The sequence below is a fragment of the Dokdonia ponticola genome, assembly GCF_042653865.1.
GTDB classification, from domain to species: domain Bacteria; phylum Bacteroidota; class Bacteroidia; order Flavobacteriales; family Flavobacteriaceae; genus Dokdonia; species Dokdonia ponticola.
The window spans coordinates 1-17,543 of the sequence record NZ_JBHSFV010000011.1 but is presented as its reverse complement, the minus strand read 5'-3'; the positions used below and the strand labels follow the sequence as shown (position 1 = coordinate 17,543).

General features: G+C 38.9%; 13 protein-coding genes. 4 read left to right on the top strand and 9 right to left on the bottom strand.

Going from position 1 to position 17,543, the window contains the following annotated elements:
• Positions 1 to 781: 781 nt before the first annotated feature.
• The 9 genes from ACFO3O_RS16510 to ACFO3O_RS16470 form a co-directional block, all read right to left on the bottom strand.
• On the bottom strand, positions 782 to 4,102 hold the full coding sequence (locus tag ACFO3O_RS16510; protein WP_379980825.1) for an amidohydrolase family protein: 3,321 nt from the start codon (positions 4,100 to 4,102) through the stop codon (positions 782 to 784).
• Positions 4,103 to 4,269: 167 nt separating this feature from the next.
• Entirely contained in the window at positions 4,270 to 5,682 is a 1,413-nt protein-coding gene (locus ACFO3O_RS16505) for an amidohydrolase family protein (protein ID WP_379980823.1), read from the bottom strand.
• Positions 5,682 to 6,929: a metal-dependent hydrolase family protein gene (locus ACFO3O_RS16500; RefSeq protein ID WP_379980821.1), complete on the bottom strand. Its 1,248-nt coding sequence runs from the start codon at positions 6,927 to 6,929 to the stop codon at positions 5,682 to 5,684. The genes ACFO3O_RS16505 and ACFO3O_RS16500 overlap by 1 nt, the downstream gene beginning before the upstream one ends.
• A gap of 231 nt (positions 6,930 to 7,160) precedes the next feature.
• Entirely contained in the window at positions 7,161 to 7,757 is a 597-nt protein-coding gene (locus tag ACFO3O_RS16495; RefSeq protein WP_379980819.1) for a YdeI/OmpD-associated family protein, read from the bottom strand.
• A 171-nt stretch (positions 7,758 to 7,928) separates the two neighbouring features.
• A complete protein-coding gene (locus tag ACFO3O_RS16490) occupies positions 7,929 to 8,516 on the bottom strand; it encodes a superoxide dismutase family protein (RefSeq protein WP_379980817.1) in 588 nt (195 codons plus the stop codon).
• 84 nt (positions 8,517 to 8,600) lie between these two features.
• Positions 8,601 to 9,089: a YdeI/OmpD-associated family protein gene (locus ACFO3O_RS16485; protein ID WP_379980815.1), complete on the bottom strand. Its 489-nt coding sequence runs from the start codon at positions 9,087 to 9,089 to the stop codon at positions 8,601 to 8,603.
• An 11-nt stretch (positions 9,090 to 9,100) separates the two neighbouring features.
• Positions 9,101 to 11,611, bottom strand: coding sequence for a M14 family zinc carboxypeptidase (locus tag ACFO3O_RS16480; protein ID WP_379980813.1), 2,511 nt, complete (start codon positions 11,609 to 11,611; stop codon positions 9,101 to 9,103).
• A gap of 196 nt (positions 11,612 to 11,807) precedes the next feature.
• Positions 11,808 to 12,200: a PUR family DNA/RNA-binding protein gene (locus tag ACFO3O_RS16475; protein ID WP_379980811.1), complete on the bottom strand. Its 393-nt coding sequence runs from the start codon at positions 12,198 to 12,200 to the stop codon at positions 11,808 to 11,810.
• 77 nt (positions 12,201 to 12,277) lie between these two features.
• Positions 12,278 to 14,029 (bottom strand): ABC transporter ATP-binding protein, encoded by a 1,752-nt coding sequence (locus ACFO3O_RS16470; protein ID WP_379980809.1) that lies wholly within the window; start codon positions 14,027 to 14,029, stop codon positions 12,278 to 12,280.
• Between the two features lie 136 nt (positions 14,030 to 14,165).
• Between ACFO3O_RS16470 and ACFO3O_RS16465 the strand changes: the two genes are divergently transcribed.
• The 4 genes from ACFO3O_RS16465 to yajC all read left to right on the top strand — a co-directional run bounded on the left by ACFO3O_RS16465 (position 14,166) and on the right by yajC (position 17,220).
• On the top strand, positions 14,166 to 15,266 hold the full coding sequence (locus ACFO3O_RS16465) for a Glu/Leu/Phe/Val family dehydrogenase (RefSeq protein ID WP_379980807.1): 1,101 nt from the start codon (positions 14,166 to 14,168) through the stop codon (positions 15,264 to 15,266).
• Positions 15,267 to 15,365: 99 nt separating this feature from the next.
• Positions 15,366 to 16,310, top strand: coding sequence for a transcription antitermination protein NusB (locus ACFO3O_RS16460; protein WP_379980805.1), 945 nt, complete (start codon positions 15,366 to 15,368; stop codon positions 16,308 to 16,310).
• A gap of 160 nt (positions 16,311 to 16,470) precedes the next feature.
• The gene (locus tag ACFO3O_RS16455) at positions 16,471 to 16,932 is read left to right on the top strand and encodes a DUF1573 domain-containing protein (RefSeq protein WP_379980804.1); all 462 of its coding nucleotides are present in this window, start codon (positions 16,471 to 16,473) and stop codon (positions 16,930 to 16,932) included.
• 3 nt (positions 16,933 to 16,935) lie between these two features.
• Positions 16,936 to 17,220 (top strand): preprotein translocase subunit YajC, encoded by a 285-nt coding sequence (gene yajC / locus ACFO3O_RS16450; RefSeq protein WP_379980802.1) that lies wholly within the window; start codon positions 16,936 to 16,938, stop codon positions 17,218 to 17,220.
• The last annotated feature ends 323 nt before the right edge of the window (positions 17,221 to 17,543 follow it).

Here is a 17,543-nt window from a genome sequence, read left to right as displayed (position 1 = left end):
ATGTCTTTAACTTCACAGTAACGGAAAATTCAAAACTGATGTGTGCTAAATGCTACAAATCTTATGTCTTGAAGTAACGGAAGATCTATTTTATTTTGTAGGGAAAAATTACAAAATAAAATAGATACACCACCGCCTAAAGGATGCTACGTACACGTTATTCAATCGGCATTCGTATTTCTACTTTCGTTTTTCGTATTTATTGATGCCTTCAACTTCATAGTAACGGAAGATTCAAAACTGATTTGTGCCAAAAGCTACAAATCATTTTGAATACACCACCACCTAGAGGATGCTATGTACACGTTATTCAATTAACATTCGTACTTCCAACCTACTCATGCCTTAAGCTTTATACTAACGGAAGATCTATTTTATTTTGTAGGGAAAAATCACAAAATAAAATAGATACACCACCACCTAAAGGATGCTATATACAAGTTATTCAATCGGCATTCGTATTTGTACTTTCGTTTTTCGTATTTATTGATGCCTTCAACTTCATAGTAACGGAAGATTCAAAACTGATTTGTGCCAAAAGCTACAAATCATTTTGAATACACCACCACCTAGAGGATGCTATGTACACGTTATTCAATCGGCATTCGTATTTCTACTTTCGTTTTTCGTATTTATTGATGCCTTCAACTTCATAGTAACGGAAGATTCAAAACTGATTTGTGCCAAAAGCTACAAATCATTTTGAATACACCACCGCCTAAAGGATGCTACGTACACGTTATTCAATCGGCATTCGTATTTCTACTTTCGTTTTTCGTATTTATTGATGTCCTACATGACACCCGCATCCTGGGATTGTAAAACTATTACTTTCTTCATGCCATGGAAACGCTTCACTCTGCTTGGTATTCTCCCACCAGAACTGTCCGCGTTCCTTTTCGGTATTGCCCACTTCATTCATGGTAGAGGTATCGTATAGACGACCATTCACCATCGTATGGGTGACGTTTTCTGTATCTCTAATGTTTTCTAACGGATTCCCATCGATGATAATCAGATCGGCGAGTTTACCCACTTTCAACGAACCAATTTCATCGCCTGCACCAATGTATTCCGCGCCATTGATGGTAGCGGCTTGTAGTGCCTGTAAATTCGTCATTCCCCCTTGTTGTAACATCCACGTTTCCCAATGGGCACCAAGACCTTGTAACTGTCCGTGAGCACCCATATTGACTTTCACGCCTTTATTGGCCAATGCGGTTACGGTTTCAGACGTAAGGATATGGCCATTTTGATATTCCTCATCAGGAATCATCGTGCGGTACCGCGCTCTTGAATCGACGAGTGTACGTGGCGTGTATTTGAGAAGCTTTTCATTTTCCCATACCTTATCATGTTGGTAGAAATAATATTCCCCATTGATGCCTCCGTAATTCACAATTAAAGTCGGTGTGTAGCCCGTGTTGCTAGCACTCCATAATTCCAGTACATCCTTATACACAGGTGCTACGGGAATATTATGTTCCACACCTGTATGTCCGTCCATAATCATGGTCATATTCGTATAAAATGTGGAACCCCCTTCAGGAACCACGTTGATACCGAGTTCGCGTGCTGCTTGCATCACTTGCTGACGTTGCTCACGTCGCGGTTGATTATAACTCTTTACTGATTTGGCTCCAAAGGCTTTGGTGCGGCGGATCGCAGAGCGAGCATCATCTATATTATTAATTACGGCTTTAAAATCGCCATCCGCTCCATACAGAATAAAACCAGTCGAGTAGAGGCGAGGTCCAACCATATCACCGCTTTTTAAGAGTTCACTTAGCGTGAAAATTGTCTCTGTATTTGCACTTGGGTCGTGTGAAGTCGTGACGCCAAACGCGAGATTGGCATAAAACGGCCAGTGCTTTTGAGCGGGTAATCCGTAGCGGAAAGCACCTACATGTGCATGCGCATCCACCATGCCGGGCATGATGGTTTTTCCAGATACATCAATGATTGTAGCTCCTGATGGAATCGTCACATTCTGACCGATCGCTGTGATTTTATTATCCGTCACGACAATAGTTCCGTTTTCGATGACTTCATCACTTTCCATGGTAATGATACGAGCATTGGTAAAGGCAGTGATGCCTATGGGTTTGTCTGTTTTCGCTTTAAGCGAAATAGCAATACCGCTCACATCCATGTCGGGTACTTTGTCTGGTGATCCCGGTAAGAAGGTGAATCGGTTTTTAATGTCGTTAGCGAAATATTGATCTCCGAGCGTCCACATCACTTTCTGACTGTTGGGCGACCAGTGAAGATTGATTCCTGCATCTTTGGCGATTTGCGAGACAGGAACATATTTAGAGTTGTTATCCAGATCGATGGTTTGTCCGTTCATCACCAAAGGGGCGAGGTAGGCTTTGTGAAGATTGGTATAGGCAATCCATTTGTTATCGGGACTTGGTACGAGTCGGTTGGCGTATTTTGATTTGACGTGTGTTTGCTCATCATTTCCTTCTAGGTTCACCGAAATCAAACGCTTGGTCAGATTCCCAAAATATGTACCGCCCGTTTGTAAAAAGATACGTTTCCCATCGGCGCTGTACATCGGGTATTCCCCTTTTTGTGTGATCAGTTTCGGTTTCTGCCCTTGTGTCAAGGTGTAAATCCCAGGTTTTTTCGCGAAAGCGAGCCCCTGATCGGTATTACGAGGTTCTTTGCGGTAGATAATCTTTTTCCCATCTGCCGAGGCAGGAGCAAAAGAAGGCGTCCGATAAATTCCTTTTTCGGTCGTCCATTGCTGTGATGCTCCTCCATTAATCGAAATCGAGCGAATGCTTCCGTAGTTTTCATCATTCCATGTCACATAGACAAGCTGTTGCCCATCTGCCGAAAAGGAAGGCTCAAATTCAAAATCGTCGTTTTGGGTGGTGATGCGTTGTGGGATTCCGTTAGGTAACGCCTTTTTATAGAGTTTTCCGAGCGCACTAAACACCACTATTTTTCCATCGGGCGAGGTGGTGGCGTGACGAATCACTTTGACATCAAACTCCTCAGGTGCGACTGGGGATTTGAAATGTACCGTTTCGGCGATTTGTAAGGTCACATCTGCGGTAAACGGAATCACGGAATGGTTATAATTTTTGATATTGACTTTATTGATTTTTCCAGCCGACCAGAAGACAATCTCTTCGTTATTGGGCATCCAATCAAAGTTAGGATACACCCCAAAAATCGCCCAGGCTTCCTGCTGATCTTTATTTAAGGCATCATACACCGGCCATTCTTCTCCTGTACTCAAATCATGAATATATAAGACTGTTTTTGTGCGAACACGCTTGATGAATGCTAACAGTTTCCCATCGGGCGACACCGTAGGACGCGCAGCACCTCCGGGACCATTAGTGAGTGTTTTGATATCCCCATCCTTAAAATCATAGCGTTGGATCACATAAATCTGCTTATTTGGATCTTTATTGTACTGGAAGTTTCCGCCCGGATAGACATCTTCACTGTAATAAACATATCTCCCATCAGGCGAGACCGAAGGTTCGTTGACATCCTGCTGATCGTTTTTGCGTTTGGTGAGTTGTAACCCACTCCCGCCTGTGATATGATATTGCCATAATTCCCCAGCCCCTAATGAGCGTCCAGAGGTGAAGTGTTTACGGGCAATGAGGTATTGACCATCAGGAGTCCATGCAGCGTTATTGAGGAGTCGAAAACTCTCTTTGGTCACTTGTTTGGCATCACTTCCATCGGCATTCATCACCCAAATATTATCACCACCGCCTGCATCACTCGTAAACGAGATTTTAGAACCGTCAGGAGAAAATTTAGGTTGTACCTCAAACGGAATTCCGGTGCGAAGCGCCTTCGCTTTTCCTCCAGAAATCGGCATGGAATAAATGTCACCCATGAGATCAAACACGACAGTCTTTCCATCAGGACTGACGTCAAGGTTCATCCAGGTTCCTTCATCTGTGGTAAAGGAGTGCGGTTGATAGTTAAAGCTATCCCCAGGATTGGCGACATCCCACTTGGCTTCTTTTTCGTCTTTATCTTTTTTATCTTTCTTCTTTTTCTTTTGGGCGGTTGCAGGAATTGCCATGGCTATCGCGATACAGGCAATGAGGAATTTTTTGGTCATTATGGTTGGTTTAAATACGGTTTCTAAGGTACGGAATTGGGTAGGTTGGGAGTGTTAAAGGGGTGTTAAGGGGAAAGAGTGTTATTTGCTTTAGTATCATGTAAAAAGCTTTTGATACGTCTGACGGAGTCTAGTCATTTCAACTTCGATTTCGATTTCAACTTCACTTACTCCTCCATCGTATGTAACCTCCCATTTTTAATCGTATGCATCACACTTTGGGTATTTTTAATATCGTCGAGTGGGTTTTTTGCGAGTACTACAAAATCCGCTTGGTTGCCTATAGCGATGCCGTAGCCTTCTTTTTGGAGGAATTGGCTTCCGTTGTATCCAGAGGTTTGTAGGGCTTGTAAAGGGGTGAGTCCTGCGATTACTAGTTGTTCTAATTCTTTGTGAAGCGAAGGTCCTGGGTAGGTATAGGAGTTGAATGCGCCACAGTCTGATCCTGCGAGGAGGCGGACGCCTGCATCTTGTAGGGATTTGGTGAGTTGGATAAAGAATTGTTGGAGTTCTTTGCGGTCTTTTTTTGCTTTCGCGGAAGCGTTTAAAGCCCCATTCACCCGTCCTTCATAGGTTTTTACAAAGGCATCTTCTAGATGAGCGAGATAGGCATCTTGGGAGTGATCGACTTCATCCAAATAGCTGAGAATATCACCAATATGGAGGGTAGGGGTGACAAATACGTTATTGGCTTTGAGTCGGGTAAAGGTTTGCTGGGCGGTGGTTTCGTCATAGGTATCGATGAGTTGTGCCATACTTCCCCAGAAACCGAGTTTGCCGTCTATAATTTGTTGGGTGATTTCTTTTTCTTGGGAGGAACAGCCTTTTAAGACATAGTATAAATGCTCCACATTATCGAGTCCGGCGTCAATCGCTTCTTCTAATTCGACGGTAAAGGGCATATGTCCAGAGGTGATCATATTTCGTTTTTCGGCGGCTTTTATGATGTCTAAATAGTGCTTTCGCGAAAGCGTACTATCATACAGTTTTACATAATCTGTCCCGAGTGCCTGCAACGAATCTAATGCGGAGACAATATCTTCTAGCGAACTCACAGGCAACGAACCTTCCCAGCGTGCCTTGGGGCCGTCTAGTTTGGGTCCTGACGTATAAATGGTCGGCCCGATACGTTTGCCATCTTGAATTTCTTGATTCCATTGTTGTACTTGGGTTGTGAGATCGCCACCTGCATCACGTACGGTGGTAATGCCATAGTTGATGTACTGTTCTAAGAATTTTTCGTTTTGAGCAATAAGTTGTTCGCCTCCGCGAAAATGTACATGGTTGTCCCAAAAACCTGGAAGCACATATGCACCTTTTACGTTAATATGTGTAAAGGTGTGGAAACCGGTTTTCATCTCAGGCGTGGTTTCTACAAGCATGCCTTTATTGATATACAAGGTTTGTTTGGTAATCGCTCCTGATTGCACATCGATGACATTGGCATTGGAAATGACCAGATCAAAACTTTCTTTATTGGATTCTTTGGGAGATTTTTTCAGGATTTCCTTTGAGTCATTTTTACAACTGGCAGTTAGAAAAACAATTGTAATACTCAGGATGCTTAGAAGTGTTTTCATTATTTTTCTTGTTTATATATTTTTCCGTTTTTCATCACAAAGGTTACGTTTCTTAGTGTGGTGATATCTTTGGTAGGATCGCCAGGCACGGCAATCAAATCGGCCCAAAAGCCTTCTTTGATGTTTCCTAGTTTTTCTAAGTGAAATACCTTTGCATTGACAGACGTTGCCGCACGTAATGTTTGAATGGGTGTCATCCCATATTCCACCATGAGTTCGAGTTCGCGATAATTTTCTCCATGCGTATACACACCTACATCTCCACCAAAACCAATGGTCACTCCTGATTGTAAGGCGAGCGCAAAGGATACTTTTTTATTTCGGATGCGATCAGGGTCTGTGTCTGTGATTTTATTCCATCCTTTGTATTGAGAGATCGCATCTCCTGCTGCCAGGGTAGGGTAGAAAGCGACTTGTTTTTCTTTCATGAATTGGAAGATTTCCAGCGTACCTCCATCACCGTGTTCGATGGTTTCAACGCCTGCTAGGACGGCTCTTCGCATTCCTTCGGGGGTGCTTGCATGTGCTACGGCATATCTTCCAGCCGTTTCTGCTGTGGCAATCATCGCATCGAGTTCTTCTTGTAAAAAGGTCGCTTGTGGGGTCTCTCCAGCACGCCAACGGTAGTCGGCGTAGATTTTAATAAAATCGGCGCCATTGCCTAGTTGTCTTCTTACGGCTTTGATGACTTCGGTGGTTCCGCTAGCAGATTCTGCACCAAGCGGAACGGTAACACCTTCATGAAATCCTTTGGGACCGTAGGCTCCTGTGGCGACAATGGCAGGCCCTGCCACCAATAATCTTGGACCAGGGATGATGCCTTGATCAATCATTTTCTTTAGGTACACATCGCTATATCCAGCACCTTCCGAACCGAGATCTCTCATGGTCGTTACTCCAGATACTAAAGAGTTTTTTGCATGTACTACACCTCGGATCGCTCTTTCGGTATGGGATTCTTTCAATACTTGATCGTTCCAATTAGTTTCGTTATAGGGATGTAATAACAAATGGGAATGCCCTTCAATAAGTCCCGGCATCAAGGTCATGCCTTCTAGTGGAATTCTAAAATACCGATCTGTTTCAGCTGTTGAAACCCCTGCATAGGTGATGATGCTATCTGTCACCACGACCACCCAATTTTTATGAAGTGTTTCTCCATCAAAAACGGCATCGGGTTTTAAAACGGTTTGGCTATATACACTAGTGATGCAGAGCGTTATTACGAAGATTATTATTTTTTTCATACAGGTATTGGTTTTGTGTACGCTTTCGCGAAAGCGGAAATCTTATAATTAGTCATTTGAATTAAGGGCTAAAAATTTAAACTCACTATTACTATTTTAATTTTATAATTTTAAATGATACATCACCCTTTGCGTCAATGATGCTGCTATCGCTTTACTATTGCCACCTTCCCTTAAAGGGAAAGGGGTTTTTACATATTTAAAATTTAACCTTTGACTCCTATTACTATATCACTTCTTTTTCTGTCCCCAGCCACCACTGTCTCTTGATTTTTGATTGGCTTCGCACAGCATAATAATTTCTTGAATACGTTTTTGTTTGGTTTCTGTTCGCTTTGCTTGATTTAGCCAGTATAAGTAGCTTTTCTGATAGCTTGGCGCGAAATTTTGATAATTTGTAAAAGCGACAGGGTGTGCATCAAAGGCTTTTTGTAAATCTTCTGGGATGATTCCATTTTCCACATCGTCTAGGTGTGTCCATGAGCCATCTTTTTTGGCTTGTTTGACCAGGCGTCTTCCGCTTTGATGCATCAGTCCTTCTTTTTCAAGGGTGATGATATAGGTTTTATTTAATTTACTCCAGACACTTTTGGGGTTTCTTTGGCAGAAATACTGTCTTCGTTTTCCATTTCCGAGGCTTTTTACAGTGCTATCGATCCAGCCATAACATAGGGCGACTTTTACAGCGTCTTCCCACCGCATGGATGGGGTTTTCATTTCTACTTTGTAGAAAATTAAATAGACACCTTTTACTGTTGTGTGATTGTTATGTAACCAATCACGCCATTCTACATCGCGAGGAAAATATAATTCTGGAATTGTGTTCATGCGTTTTAATAGAAAATTCTTTTTTTCTTATTACCAAGAATTTTCATCCTTTTTAAGATACATAAAATATGTCTTGTAGATCGTTTCTTTTGATTAGGTAATTTTCAAAATGAAAAAAGCCTTTAGGCTAAGGGTAGCATAAAGGCTTTTACATGTCGTTTACATAATTATTTATTGGATAATCCCACCACAGCTGATGCGTGCACCAGCAGCACCACTTGGTTGTGAGGTAAAATCGTCTGTTCCTTGATGAACGATAATCGCTTTTCCTACGATATCTTTCTTCTCATCACCGCATCCAATACACCATTCATCTGTTTTGAAGTTCACCACACCATTTCCGTTTTCATCGGCTTCAAAGTTACCAATATCTCCTTTGTGGTATCCTGTCTCAGCGCCCCATTCTCCATGTGGTTGTGCTGTAGGATTCCAGTGACCGCCTGTCGATTTTCCATCGGCAGAAGAGCAATCTGCTTTTTCGTGAATATGAATCGCGTGTGTGCCTTCCGAAAGTCCATGAATAGCAGCCATCATACTCACCATACCTTCTGATTCTTCAAAGACTACGCTTCCTGTAGCTTTACTATCACTTTTTGCATCTAGCGCTATTTTGATCTTTTCTACTTTTACTTCTTTGACCTCTTTTACGACTTCTTCTACTTCTTGAACGACTTCTTTTTCTGTCGTTTTTACATCTCCTTTACAGCTTGCAAATAATGCCATTGCGATCAGAGCACTTGCGATATATGTTGTTTTCATGTTTTTTTTGTTTAATGGTTTTTTAAAATGAACTCTAAGATACAGGTTTTTCTATTTACAAGAAAGTATTCCAGTAACTAGTGTTTATAATTGTTTAATTAATTCTCGTGGGTCTGTAATACCCCGTTTCAGATTATCAAAAATAAGTAATGATTTGTCGACTTGGGTTTGTTCATTTTTAAATCGTTTTACGTAGTAAATCAATCCTCTTTTTCTACCGTCTGTTAATTTTTCAAAATAGGAATATCCTTCTGTGTCACTTTCCATGACTGCTTTCATAGTTTCAGGAATTTCCACACCATAGGTAGTCGTGTTTTCGAAGAGTTGGAATTCAAAAAAATCAGTAGGGAAGACGCCTAATTCTTTTTGATATCGCTTTCCGAAACTTACGATGTAATTTCCCTGATACAATCGAAGGGCTCCATGAAATGCTATTTGATTGTCTTTGAAAAAAGCTTTTATGTGAATACGTTTATGACCTGCATCTGCAAAAACCTTTGCATGTTCTTCGGGTATGATGACGCCATGAGTTCCTGTGATATGAACGGGGAATTTAGGCGTCTGCAGTACCATGAATTTACACATTACATTTCTTCTCCGAAGAAGATCGCATTCATTAATAGTTTGTTGGTTCCGTACCAGAAAGCTCTAAAGTTGGTATTATCTGTAAAAAGAATCACTTCTCCTCTTCCTGAGCTTTGGTGTGCAAATGGTCTTGTTTCTGAAATGGCTTTCAAATTGATCTTGCTGATGTATCCTGATTGCAATGGGTTCTTCGTGTATTGAATAGGGTTCTTATAGCTTGTCGAATCTGCTTTGACAAAGATAGTCGTGTTTCTAAATAGCGAAATACGATCATCTTCATACCCAAAATTGATAGGATGCGAGCGATCTTGTTTGGCTTCAAAAATAGCACCTCCAATTACCTGAGCACCGCTAAAGTCTCTGCGTTGTTCAAACGTGACGTTTTTGGCAGGATTCTCTGTTTTTTCAAAAGTGATATCCAACATCTTGTTTCTCTCTAACCAATTGGCAGCATTTCGGTATCCAATAAGGGTACCTCCATCACGAACCCATGCTTTTAATTTTTCTGTTTTTCCTTTATCTAGCACGCCAAATGAATGTGGAATAATAATATCAGTATAGCGACTTAGGTCAGCACGGTTTAAGTTTTTGATATCTAATTTTGTAATTTTCATATCATAGCGTGTATCAAACACATGCCATATTTCTCCCGCGTCATGCGGATTGAATCCTTCGCCTAGAACGATGGCTACTTTTGCAGGTTTTAAGGCTCTAAACTGACCACTTCCTAGATCAATACCTTCGGTCAGTCCTGTGCTTACGGCGGTGATATCTACCTTTGTTTCTTTAGAAAGATTACTCAAGAAGGTACTCAATTCTTGGGTGTTCATATTTTGATTTTGAACAGGAATAAAGATGGTTCCGTAATCATAGTCGTTGCCTTCTAAGCTAAATCGTTCCATGCCTACTTTTGCACGTAGTCCAGCGTTTAGGATTTTGTTAAGTGCTTTGGGCGTGTAATATTCATGCCATTGCATTAAGTAGCCGTAGGTACTTGTGGACACTGCTTTTGGCGTGCGCATTTGTAATTCTTGAATCGCAGGCCCTGCATTTGAAAGCGATGCATTTTCTGTAAAGTTGAGTCCAAAAGAAAGCGGGAATGACCAAGCAGAGATATCATAAAAGAGGCTGTCCTGAAACGTGGTTCGTTTCTCAAACATGGCTTTGATGAGTCTGCTTTGACGCTGACTTTTTGGAACAATGTAGCTGTAGCCTTTTTTAAACTCTTTTCCGCTTTCGCGAAAGCTATTACCTACTTCATGCACTTCTACTTTATGTCTTTTTAATATTTCAGCAAGATGGTAGGCGCTTGCAGCATCTTTCTCACTTCCGAAAGCATAAGCACCTCCTTTTGCCTCATTACGGGCATTATTGAAGAAATCACGTTGGTAATCTAGTAATTCAACACGCATGCTTTGTGCTGCTTCTAGGGTAGATAAGAAGGCTGTAAACTGATTTCTGATGGTGAACTTAAACTCTAATAATCCATTATCTGTTTCTTGAGCATGCCCACGAGAGCTGGCTTGCTCAAATAAAATTCCAATACCTCCATTAATGTCAGGGAAGGTAGATCCTTTTCCATAATAAAAATCATCGAAGCTTTCTTCTGTATAATAAAGGCTTGCTATTTTGTCAAGTGCTTTTGCGTGATAGTTTCCTATTTTCTTTGTGAGTTCTTGATTGAGTTTTGGTGTTAAGGGATGCGTACGGGACTGTATTCCTGGTTGAAAGAAGAAAGAGGAGTTACTTCCCATCTCATGATGATCTGTTAAGATATTTGGGTACCAATGGTGAAATGTTTTGATACGGGCTCTAGATTCTGGTAATTGTACAGGTAACCAGTCACGGTTCATATCAAACCAATAATGATTTGAACGCCCTCTTGGCCACACTTCGTCATACTCACGATCTTGCGGATCTGCATTGATGTTTATACTTTTATTGGTATTTGCCCAATAGGCAAAGCGTTGTAATCCGTCAGGGTTAAATGAAGGATCAAAAAGAATCACGGTGTTTTCTAGTAAGGCATCTATTTCTGCTCCTTGTGCCGCAGCTAAATAATACGCAGCGACTAATCCAGCATTGGCTCCAGAAGGCTCGTTACCATGTATAGATAAACCCTGGTATACCACTATTGGCATAGTAGAAGTGGTTACTGAAGTACTTCCTTTTTCGAGAAGTTTTAAATGCTCTTTACGGATGTCTTCTATGCGATTGTGATTGGAAGGGGATGTGATGGTTAATAATAGGATAGGCCTACCTTCAAAGGTTGTTCCTCTATTTTCTATGGAGATACGATCACTAGCTGCAGCTAAGGTACGCATATACGCAGAGAGTTTATCATGGCTCACATGCCACTCTCCAGGGACAAATCCAATGATACTTTCTGGCGTAGGGATATCTTGATTGTAGGTGACCCCTTGTGGTAAGTAGTAAGACATATCTACTTCGCCACTTTGAGCGAAGGACGCGGAGATTGTAAAAAATAGAAAAACGTAAAGTAAACGCATAGTGTGTTGGTTTGAGTTTAGTGAGTTATTTTTGATTTGCTTGTTAGCCTTTAAAAATAAGGTATTTTTTTTGTGTTTGACAACCTTAAAATGCTTTTAACAGCTAGTGTGCTACTTTGTGACGACTTGTTTTATATCCAAATAAAAACCCCATCGTTTTGATGGGGTTCTTACTATATCTTATAAAATCAAGATTTTAGATGTCTTCAAAATTTACATTGGTAAAATCTTTTGCACTTGGCGTGTTATCTTGGTCTGGTGCTCCATCATTATCTTCGGTAACTTCTGGACGTTGATAGTCAGCTTGATGGCGGTCGCTGATGACTTCCTCTCCTTTTTCGTCAAGGATGTAGCTTGTCATTTCGTTAAGGATATCTGTAAATCCAGTAAAGTCTTCTTTATAAAGATAGATTTTGTGTTTTTTGAAGTGAAATGAACCATCATCATTTGTGAACTTCTTACTTTCGGTAATGGTTAAATAATAATCTCCAGCTTTTGTTGAGCGTACATCAAAGAAATAGGTTCTTCTACCAGCTCTTAATACTTTTGAGAAAATCTCTTCATTATCCCTCGAATCATAATCACCCATAATTAATTTGTAGTTTTAGTTTTTTAGTAATTCCTTGCTCAAAAATGATAAAAAAAAGAATGTCGCCCAATTTTTTTTTACATTTCTTTTTGATCTAGCTGTTTTAAATATAACTCTTTGTAGTAGCCTTCTTCTTTTACCAGTTGATTATGAGTTCCTTGCTGTGTAATTTCCCCTTCGTTAAGAATTAAAATTTGATCTGCATTTTTTGCAGAAGAGATCCTATGGCTTACGATTATAGTGGTTGTATCTTCATTTATTTGATGTAGACTTTCTAGAATTTGTTCTTCTGTTTCGGTATCTACAGCGCTCAAACAATCGTCTAGTAATATTAACTTTGGCTTACTTATAAGCGCTCTTGCAATAGAGACACGTTGTTTTTGCCCTCCAGATAATGTAATACCACGTTCTCCAAGGATGGTGTTGTAGCCTTCTTTAAAATCAATGATATTTTCATGTACAACAGCCGCTTTTGCATAAGTAATCACTTCTTCATCGGTAGCATTAGGTGCTCCAAACTTGATATTTTCTTTGATACTATCTGAAAATAAAAAGGCATCTTGCGGTACATATCCTATGGCGGCACGTAAGTCGTTTAGATTCAGTTTTTGAATGGGCGTTTCATCAATTTGTATTTCTCCTGAGGTCACATCGTACAATCTTCCTATAAGTTCTAGAATGGTAGATTTTCCAGAGCCTGTACGTCCTATAATCGCAAGTGTTTTCCCTTTTTCAATAGAGAAGCTTATGTTTTTAAGTGCTGTTATGTTGGTGTCTTCATAAGTAAAACTTACATTTTTAAATGCAATCTTTCCTTCTATGGGTGTTTCGGTTTCTACGGTGTTTTGAATTTCTGGTTCAATTTTGAGAAATTCATTGATTCTAATTTGAGAAGCCTCGGCGGCTTTTATAATGGAAGTAACCCATCCTACGGTTGCTACTGGCCACGTAAGCATATTTACAAACATGATAAACTCTATGACAGTTTCAAGTTGTATTTTACCATTGATATATTGATTTCCTCCTATATAAATTACTAATAAATTACTCGCGCCAATAAGTCCAATCATTAACGGAAAAAAGAACGCCTGTACTTTTACTAAGTCAAGATTTTTGTCTTTACTATCATCGCTTAAGTCTGTAAATCCTTCATGAGTATATCCTTCTAATGTATACGCTTTAATGACGGAGATTCCACTAAAGGATTCTTGTGTAAATGTTGTGAGTTTTGATAAGTACTCTTGAACAATGGTACTTCGTTTATGAATCTCCCTGCTCAACTTATAAATAGCGACCGATAGTATAGGTAAGGGTACAAGTGTGTACAAAGTTAAACTTGGTGCCGTAGAATACATATATGGAATCACCGTGGCAAAGAGTACCAACGCTGTGAGCATATACATGATTGCCGGACCTACATACATACGTACTTTCCCTACATCTTCACTGATGCGATTCATTAAATCTCCCGTTCTATTTTTTTTATAGAAACCTAATGATAATTTCTGGTATTGGGCATAAATATCATCCTTAAGATCGGCTTCTATATATCGAGATACCACAATGATAAGCTGACGCATGGCAAAAGTGAAAAAACCTGATAATAAAACAGCTCCTAATAAGAGTAGTAATAGCTGTTTTAATTCACTTTCAAATTGCAATGGTGTCATCTCATTTTTAAGATAAACTTCAATAACCTTTACAGAATTCCCCACCATTTTAACAACAGTAACGGCAAAAAATCGAGCGGCAATTATAGAAATAATACCAAAGATAAGTCTCCATTTATAGCGTAAGAAATACTTATTTAGCGTTTTAAGTGCATTCATTTATGGGTAGGAGCTCTTTCTTTTTTAGTAAATATTCATTTTAAGGGCATTTTAATACCAACAAATTGAACTATTCATTATTTTTGCTTACGATTATTATTAAATACATAAAACAACCACTTTATATACATATCTTATGATTGCTGACATACTTACTCCGCAAGAACTTAAAAAAGCAGATCCAGTTTTTGGACAGCTTTCTTTTAATGACCACGAACAAATTGTTTTTTGTAATGACAAAGATACAGGTTTAAAAGCAATCATTGGAATACACAATACAGTTTTGGGACCTGCTCTTGGAGGTACTCGTATGTGGAATTATGCCACCGAGTGGGATGCATTAAATGATGTACTTCGTCTTTCTAGAGGGATGTCGTTTAAAAGTGCGATTACAGGTCTTAATCTAGGGGGTGGTAAAGCCGTTATTATAGGAGATGCAAAAACTCAAAAAACGCCTGAGTTAATGAAGCGTTTTGGTGAATTTGTACATTCGTTAAGCGGAAGATACATCACAGCAGAAGATGTAGGGATGGAAACAGCAGACATGGATTTGGTACGTGAAGTGACCCCTTATGTCACTGGAATCTCAGAAAGTAAAGGAGGCGCAGGAAACCCATCACCTATTACCGCTTATGGCGTATTTATGGGAATGAAAGCAGCTGCAAAACACGTCTTTGAATCTGATCATTTAGAAGGACGTACGGTTCTTGTACAAGGAATTGGTCACGTAGGAGAAGTCCTTGTAGATCATATTACTAAAGAAGGAGGGAAGGTGATTATTAGTGACATTAATGAAGCACGTCTTGAAACCGTAAGTAAAAAATATGGAGCAGAAATCTATAGAGGAGATGACCTTTATAGCCTTCCGGTAGATATTTATGCACCTTGTGCACTAGGGGCAACTATTAATAACGATACGATTGATAAATTACAGGCAAAAGTCATTGCAGGAGCAGCCAACAATCAACTAGCAGATGAAAATATTCACGGCGCTCGTTTACAAGAAAAAGGAATTTTGTATGCTCCAGACTTTTTAATCAATGCAGGGGGCATTATTAATGTATATGCAGAACTAGAGAAATACGGTAAGGAAGAAATTATTCGTAAGACAGAAAATATTTATGATACTACTTTAGAAATCATAGAAAAGGCGCACACTAATTCGATTACAACGCATCAAGCTGCCCTTAAAATTGCACTTGAACGTATCGAAGCACGTAAAAATGAAAATAAGTAGGAATACTACTACCAAAAAAATGTATTTTTGCAGGGATTTTGTCAAAAACGATAAAATCCCTTTTTTAATTTCATTAAAAGAAAAAAGTTCTTTGTAGCTATGCTTAATAGAAGACACATTCGAGTGAAGGTGATGCAAACCATATATGCTATGGGTTGTAAGGAGAATAACAATCTCCAAGTAGAGAGTAAATTTGTAAATGAAAGTATAGCGCAAGTCTATAATCTGTATCTTTTGATGCTAGATATGATGGTGGAGGTACACGCTTTCGCGAAAGCGCACTCAGAAAAACATGCCAGGAAAATTCTGGCCACCGAAGAAGAAAAAAATCCAAACGAAAAATTCCTAAGCAATGAGGTACTTGAGAAATTGAGTGCCAATTCTTTATTGCAAGATGAGCTTAGCAAACGCAAGTTGAAAAATTGGCGTATGGATGATGAGTACGTGGCTGTTATTTTTAACGAACTTATTGCAAGTGAGCTTTATGAGAGTTATATGAACGATCCTGATTCAGGGTTTAAAAATGCAAAAAAGTTTGTCATAAAATGGTATACAGAACTCATTGCGCCTAATGACAAACTATACGATTATATAGAAGATAGTAGGTTGACGTGGTTAGACGATTTACCTATCGTCAACATGACGGTTTTAAAGAGGTTACAAAAGGTAAAGCCAAATTCTCCAGAAAGTCTTTTTTTACCTAGCCTTTTTAAGAATGAAGATGATAGAACCTTTAGCGTAGATTTGCTAGAACGCACGGTAAGTAACAATGAATTTTTAAGTGCCGAAATAGAGAATAACACACCCAACTGGGACAAAGATCGTATCGCCGATGTGGATCTGGTTTTGATCAAGATGGCCCTGTGTGAATTCTTAAAATTCCCCTCTATTCCAGTAAAGGCTACTATTAATGAATACCTAGAAATCGCTAAAGAATATTCTACACCAAAGAGTAGTATATTTATTAATGGGATACTTGATAAGCTTGTCAAAGAGTATCAAAAAAATAATAAATTTAAGAAAGAAGGAAGAGGGCTTGAATAATCTGTAAATACGCTGTTGGTTTACTGTTTTGATAGTCAGATTTTTAATTGGTTTTTGTTTTTTAAAAATGAAATTTGTTAGAAACCTGTTTTCTTAACTTTCCATTATAAGTATTTTTAGTATTTTTGTTCCTGAACTATATTAATTAAAAACTATAAAAATGAAAAAAGGTATTCTAGTATTAGGTGTACTAACTGCTATGATCTTTACATCTTGTAAAGAAGATGCAACAAGTAAAGTAAAAGAAGATAATGTAGAAGTAGCTGCAGCGCGTGATGCTCAAGCCACTGAATTTCCTGTGATGACTTTTGATGAGTCTGAATATGATTTTGGTACTATTGAAAAAGGAAACCCAGTAGAGCATAAATTTACGTTTACAAATACAGGAAAAGCTCCTTTAGTAATCGTTGATGCAAAAAGTTCTTGTGGTTGTACAGTACCTGAGTATTCTAAAAACCCAGTTGCGCCAGGAGAAAAAGGTGAATTACTTGTAAAGTATAATGCTAGTGGAGCAAATGCAATTACTAAAACAATCACTATCAAAGCAAACACTGAAAAAGGAACAGAAACTTTACGTATTAAAGCTTTTGTTAACGCACCAACTGCAGGTGTAAGCAAATAATATATGTCAACAGATTTATTAGGACCACTCTTGCTCTTTACGGTGTTTATCGTATTTTTTATAGTACTACCGCAACGTAAGAAACAAAAGCAAGAAAAAGAATTCGATAAAGCACTTAAGAAAGGTGATAAAGTAATTACCAAAAGTGGATTACACGGGAAAATATTAGAATTACATGATACTACATGTGTTTTAGAAACTGGAGCTGGAAAAATGAAATTTGAAAGATCTGCGATTTCTATAGAGATGAGTAGTAAACTTAATACTCCGGTTGTCGAAAAAAAATAGAGTACTATTACTCACTGAATACAAAAAGTACCACCTAATTTTTTAGGTGGTACTTTTTTTTGTAGTAGAAAGTAAATTGACTAATTAGTTTTAGATGTGTATAAAAGTTTAGGTATAGAGAAGATGACTTTTATAATAGTTTTGTAGAAGAAAATGCAATGTTTTTTGTTTTTACTTTTTTTAATACTAAAAAGTAATGGCTCAACACAAAAAGTTGTGGGGTAATTAAAATTGAGACAACTTTGCTTTAAAAAATTCTATGTCCTCAGATGCTCTATTTGCTGCCGCCAACTTATTACTTCCAGAAGTTCTTGTAACTTATT

Bases quoted from the DNA above. Each gene is read 5' to 3' on its own strand.
- ACFO3O_RS16490 (WP_379980817.1), bottom strand. From the start codon at position 8,516: ATGAAAACAACATATATCGCAAGTGCTCTGATCGCAATGGCATTATTT.
- ACFO3O_RS16510 (WP_379980825.1), bottom strand. From the start codon at position 4,102: ATGACCAAAAAATTCCTCATTGCCTGTATCGCGATAGCCATGGCAATT.
- ACFO3O_RS16475 (WP_379980811.1), bottom strand. From the start codon at position 12,200: ATGGGTGATTATGATTCGAGGGATAATGAAGAGATTTTCTCAAAAGTA.
- ACFO3O_RS16460 (WP_379980805.1), top strand. From the start codon at position 15,366: ATGCTTAATAGAAGACACATTCGAGTGAAGGTGATGCAAACCATATAT.
- ACFO3O_RS16465 (WP_379980807.1), top strand. From the start codon at position 14,166: ATGATTGCTGACATACTTACTCCGCAAGAACTTAAAAAAGCAGATCCA.
- ACFO3O_RS16500 (WP_379980821.1), bottom strand. From the start codon at position 6,929: ATGAAAAAAATAATAATCTTCGTAATAACGCTCTGCATCACTAGTGTA.
- ACFO3O_RS16455 (WP_379980804.1), top strand. From the start codon at position 16,471: ATGAAAAAAGGTATTCTAGTATTAGGTGTACTAACTGCTATGATCTTT.
- ACFO3O_RS16470 (WP_379980809.1), bottom strand. From the start codon at position 14,029: ATGAATGCACTTAAAACGCTAAATAAGTATTTCTTACGCTATAAATGG.
- yajC (WP_379980802.1), top strand. From the start codon at position 16,936: ATGTCAACAGATTTATTAGGACCACTCTTGCTCTTTACGGTGTTTATC.
- ACFO3O_RS16485 (WP_379980815.1), bottom strand. From the start codon at position 9,089: ATGGTACTGCAGACGCCTAAATTCCCCGTTCATATCACAGGAACTCAT.
- ACFO3O_RS16495 (WP_379980819.1), bottom strand. From the start codon at position 7,757: ATGAACACAATTCCAGAATTATATTTTCCTCGCGATGTAGAATGGCGT.
- ACFO3O_RS16480 (WP_379980813.1), bottom strand. From the start codon at position 11,611: ATGCGTTTACTTTACGTTTTTCTATTTTTTACAATCTCCGCGTCCTTC.
- ACFO3O_RS16505 (WP_379980823.1), bottom strand. From the start codon at position 5,682: ATGAAAACACTTCTAAGCATCCTGAGTATTACAATTGTTTTTCTAACT.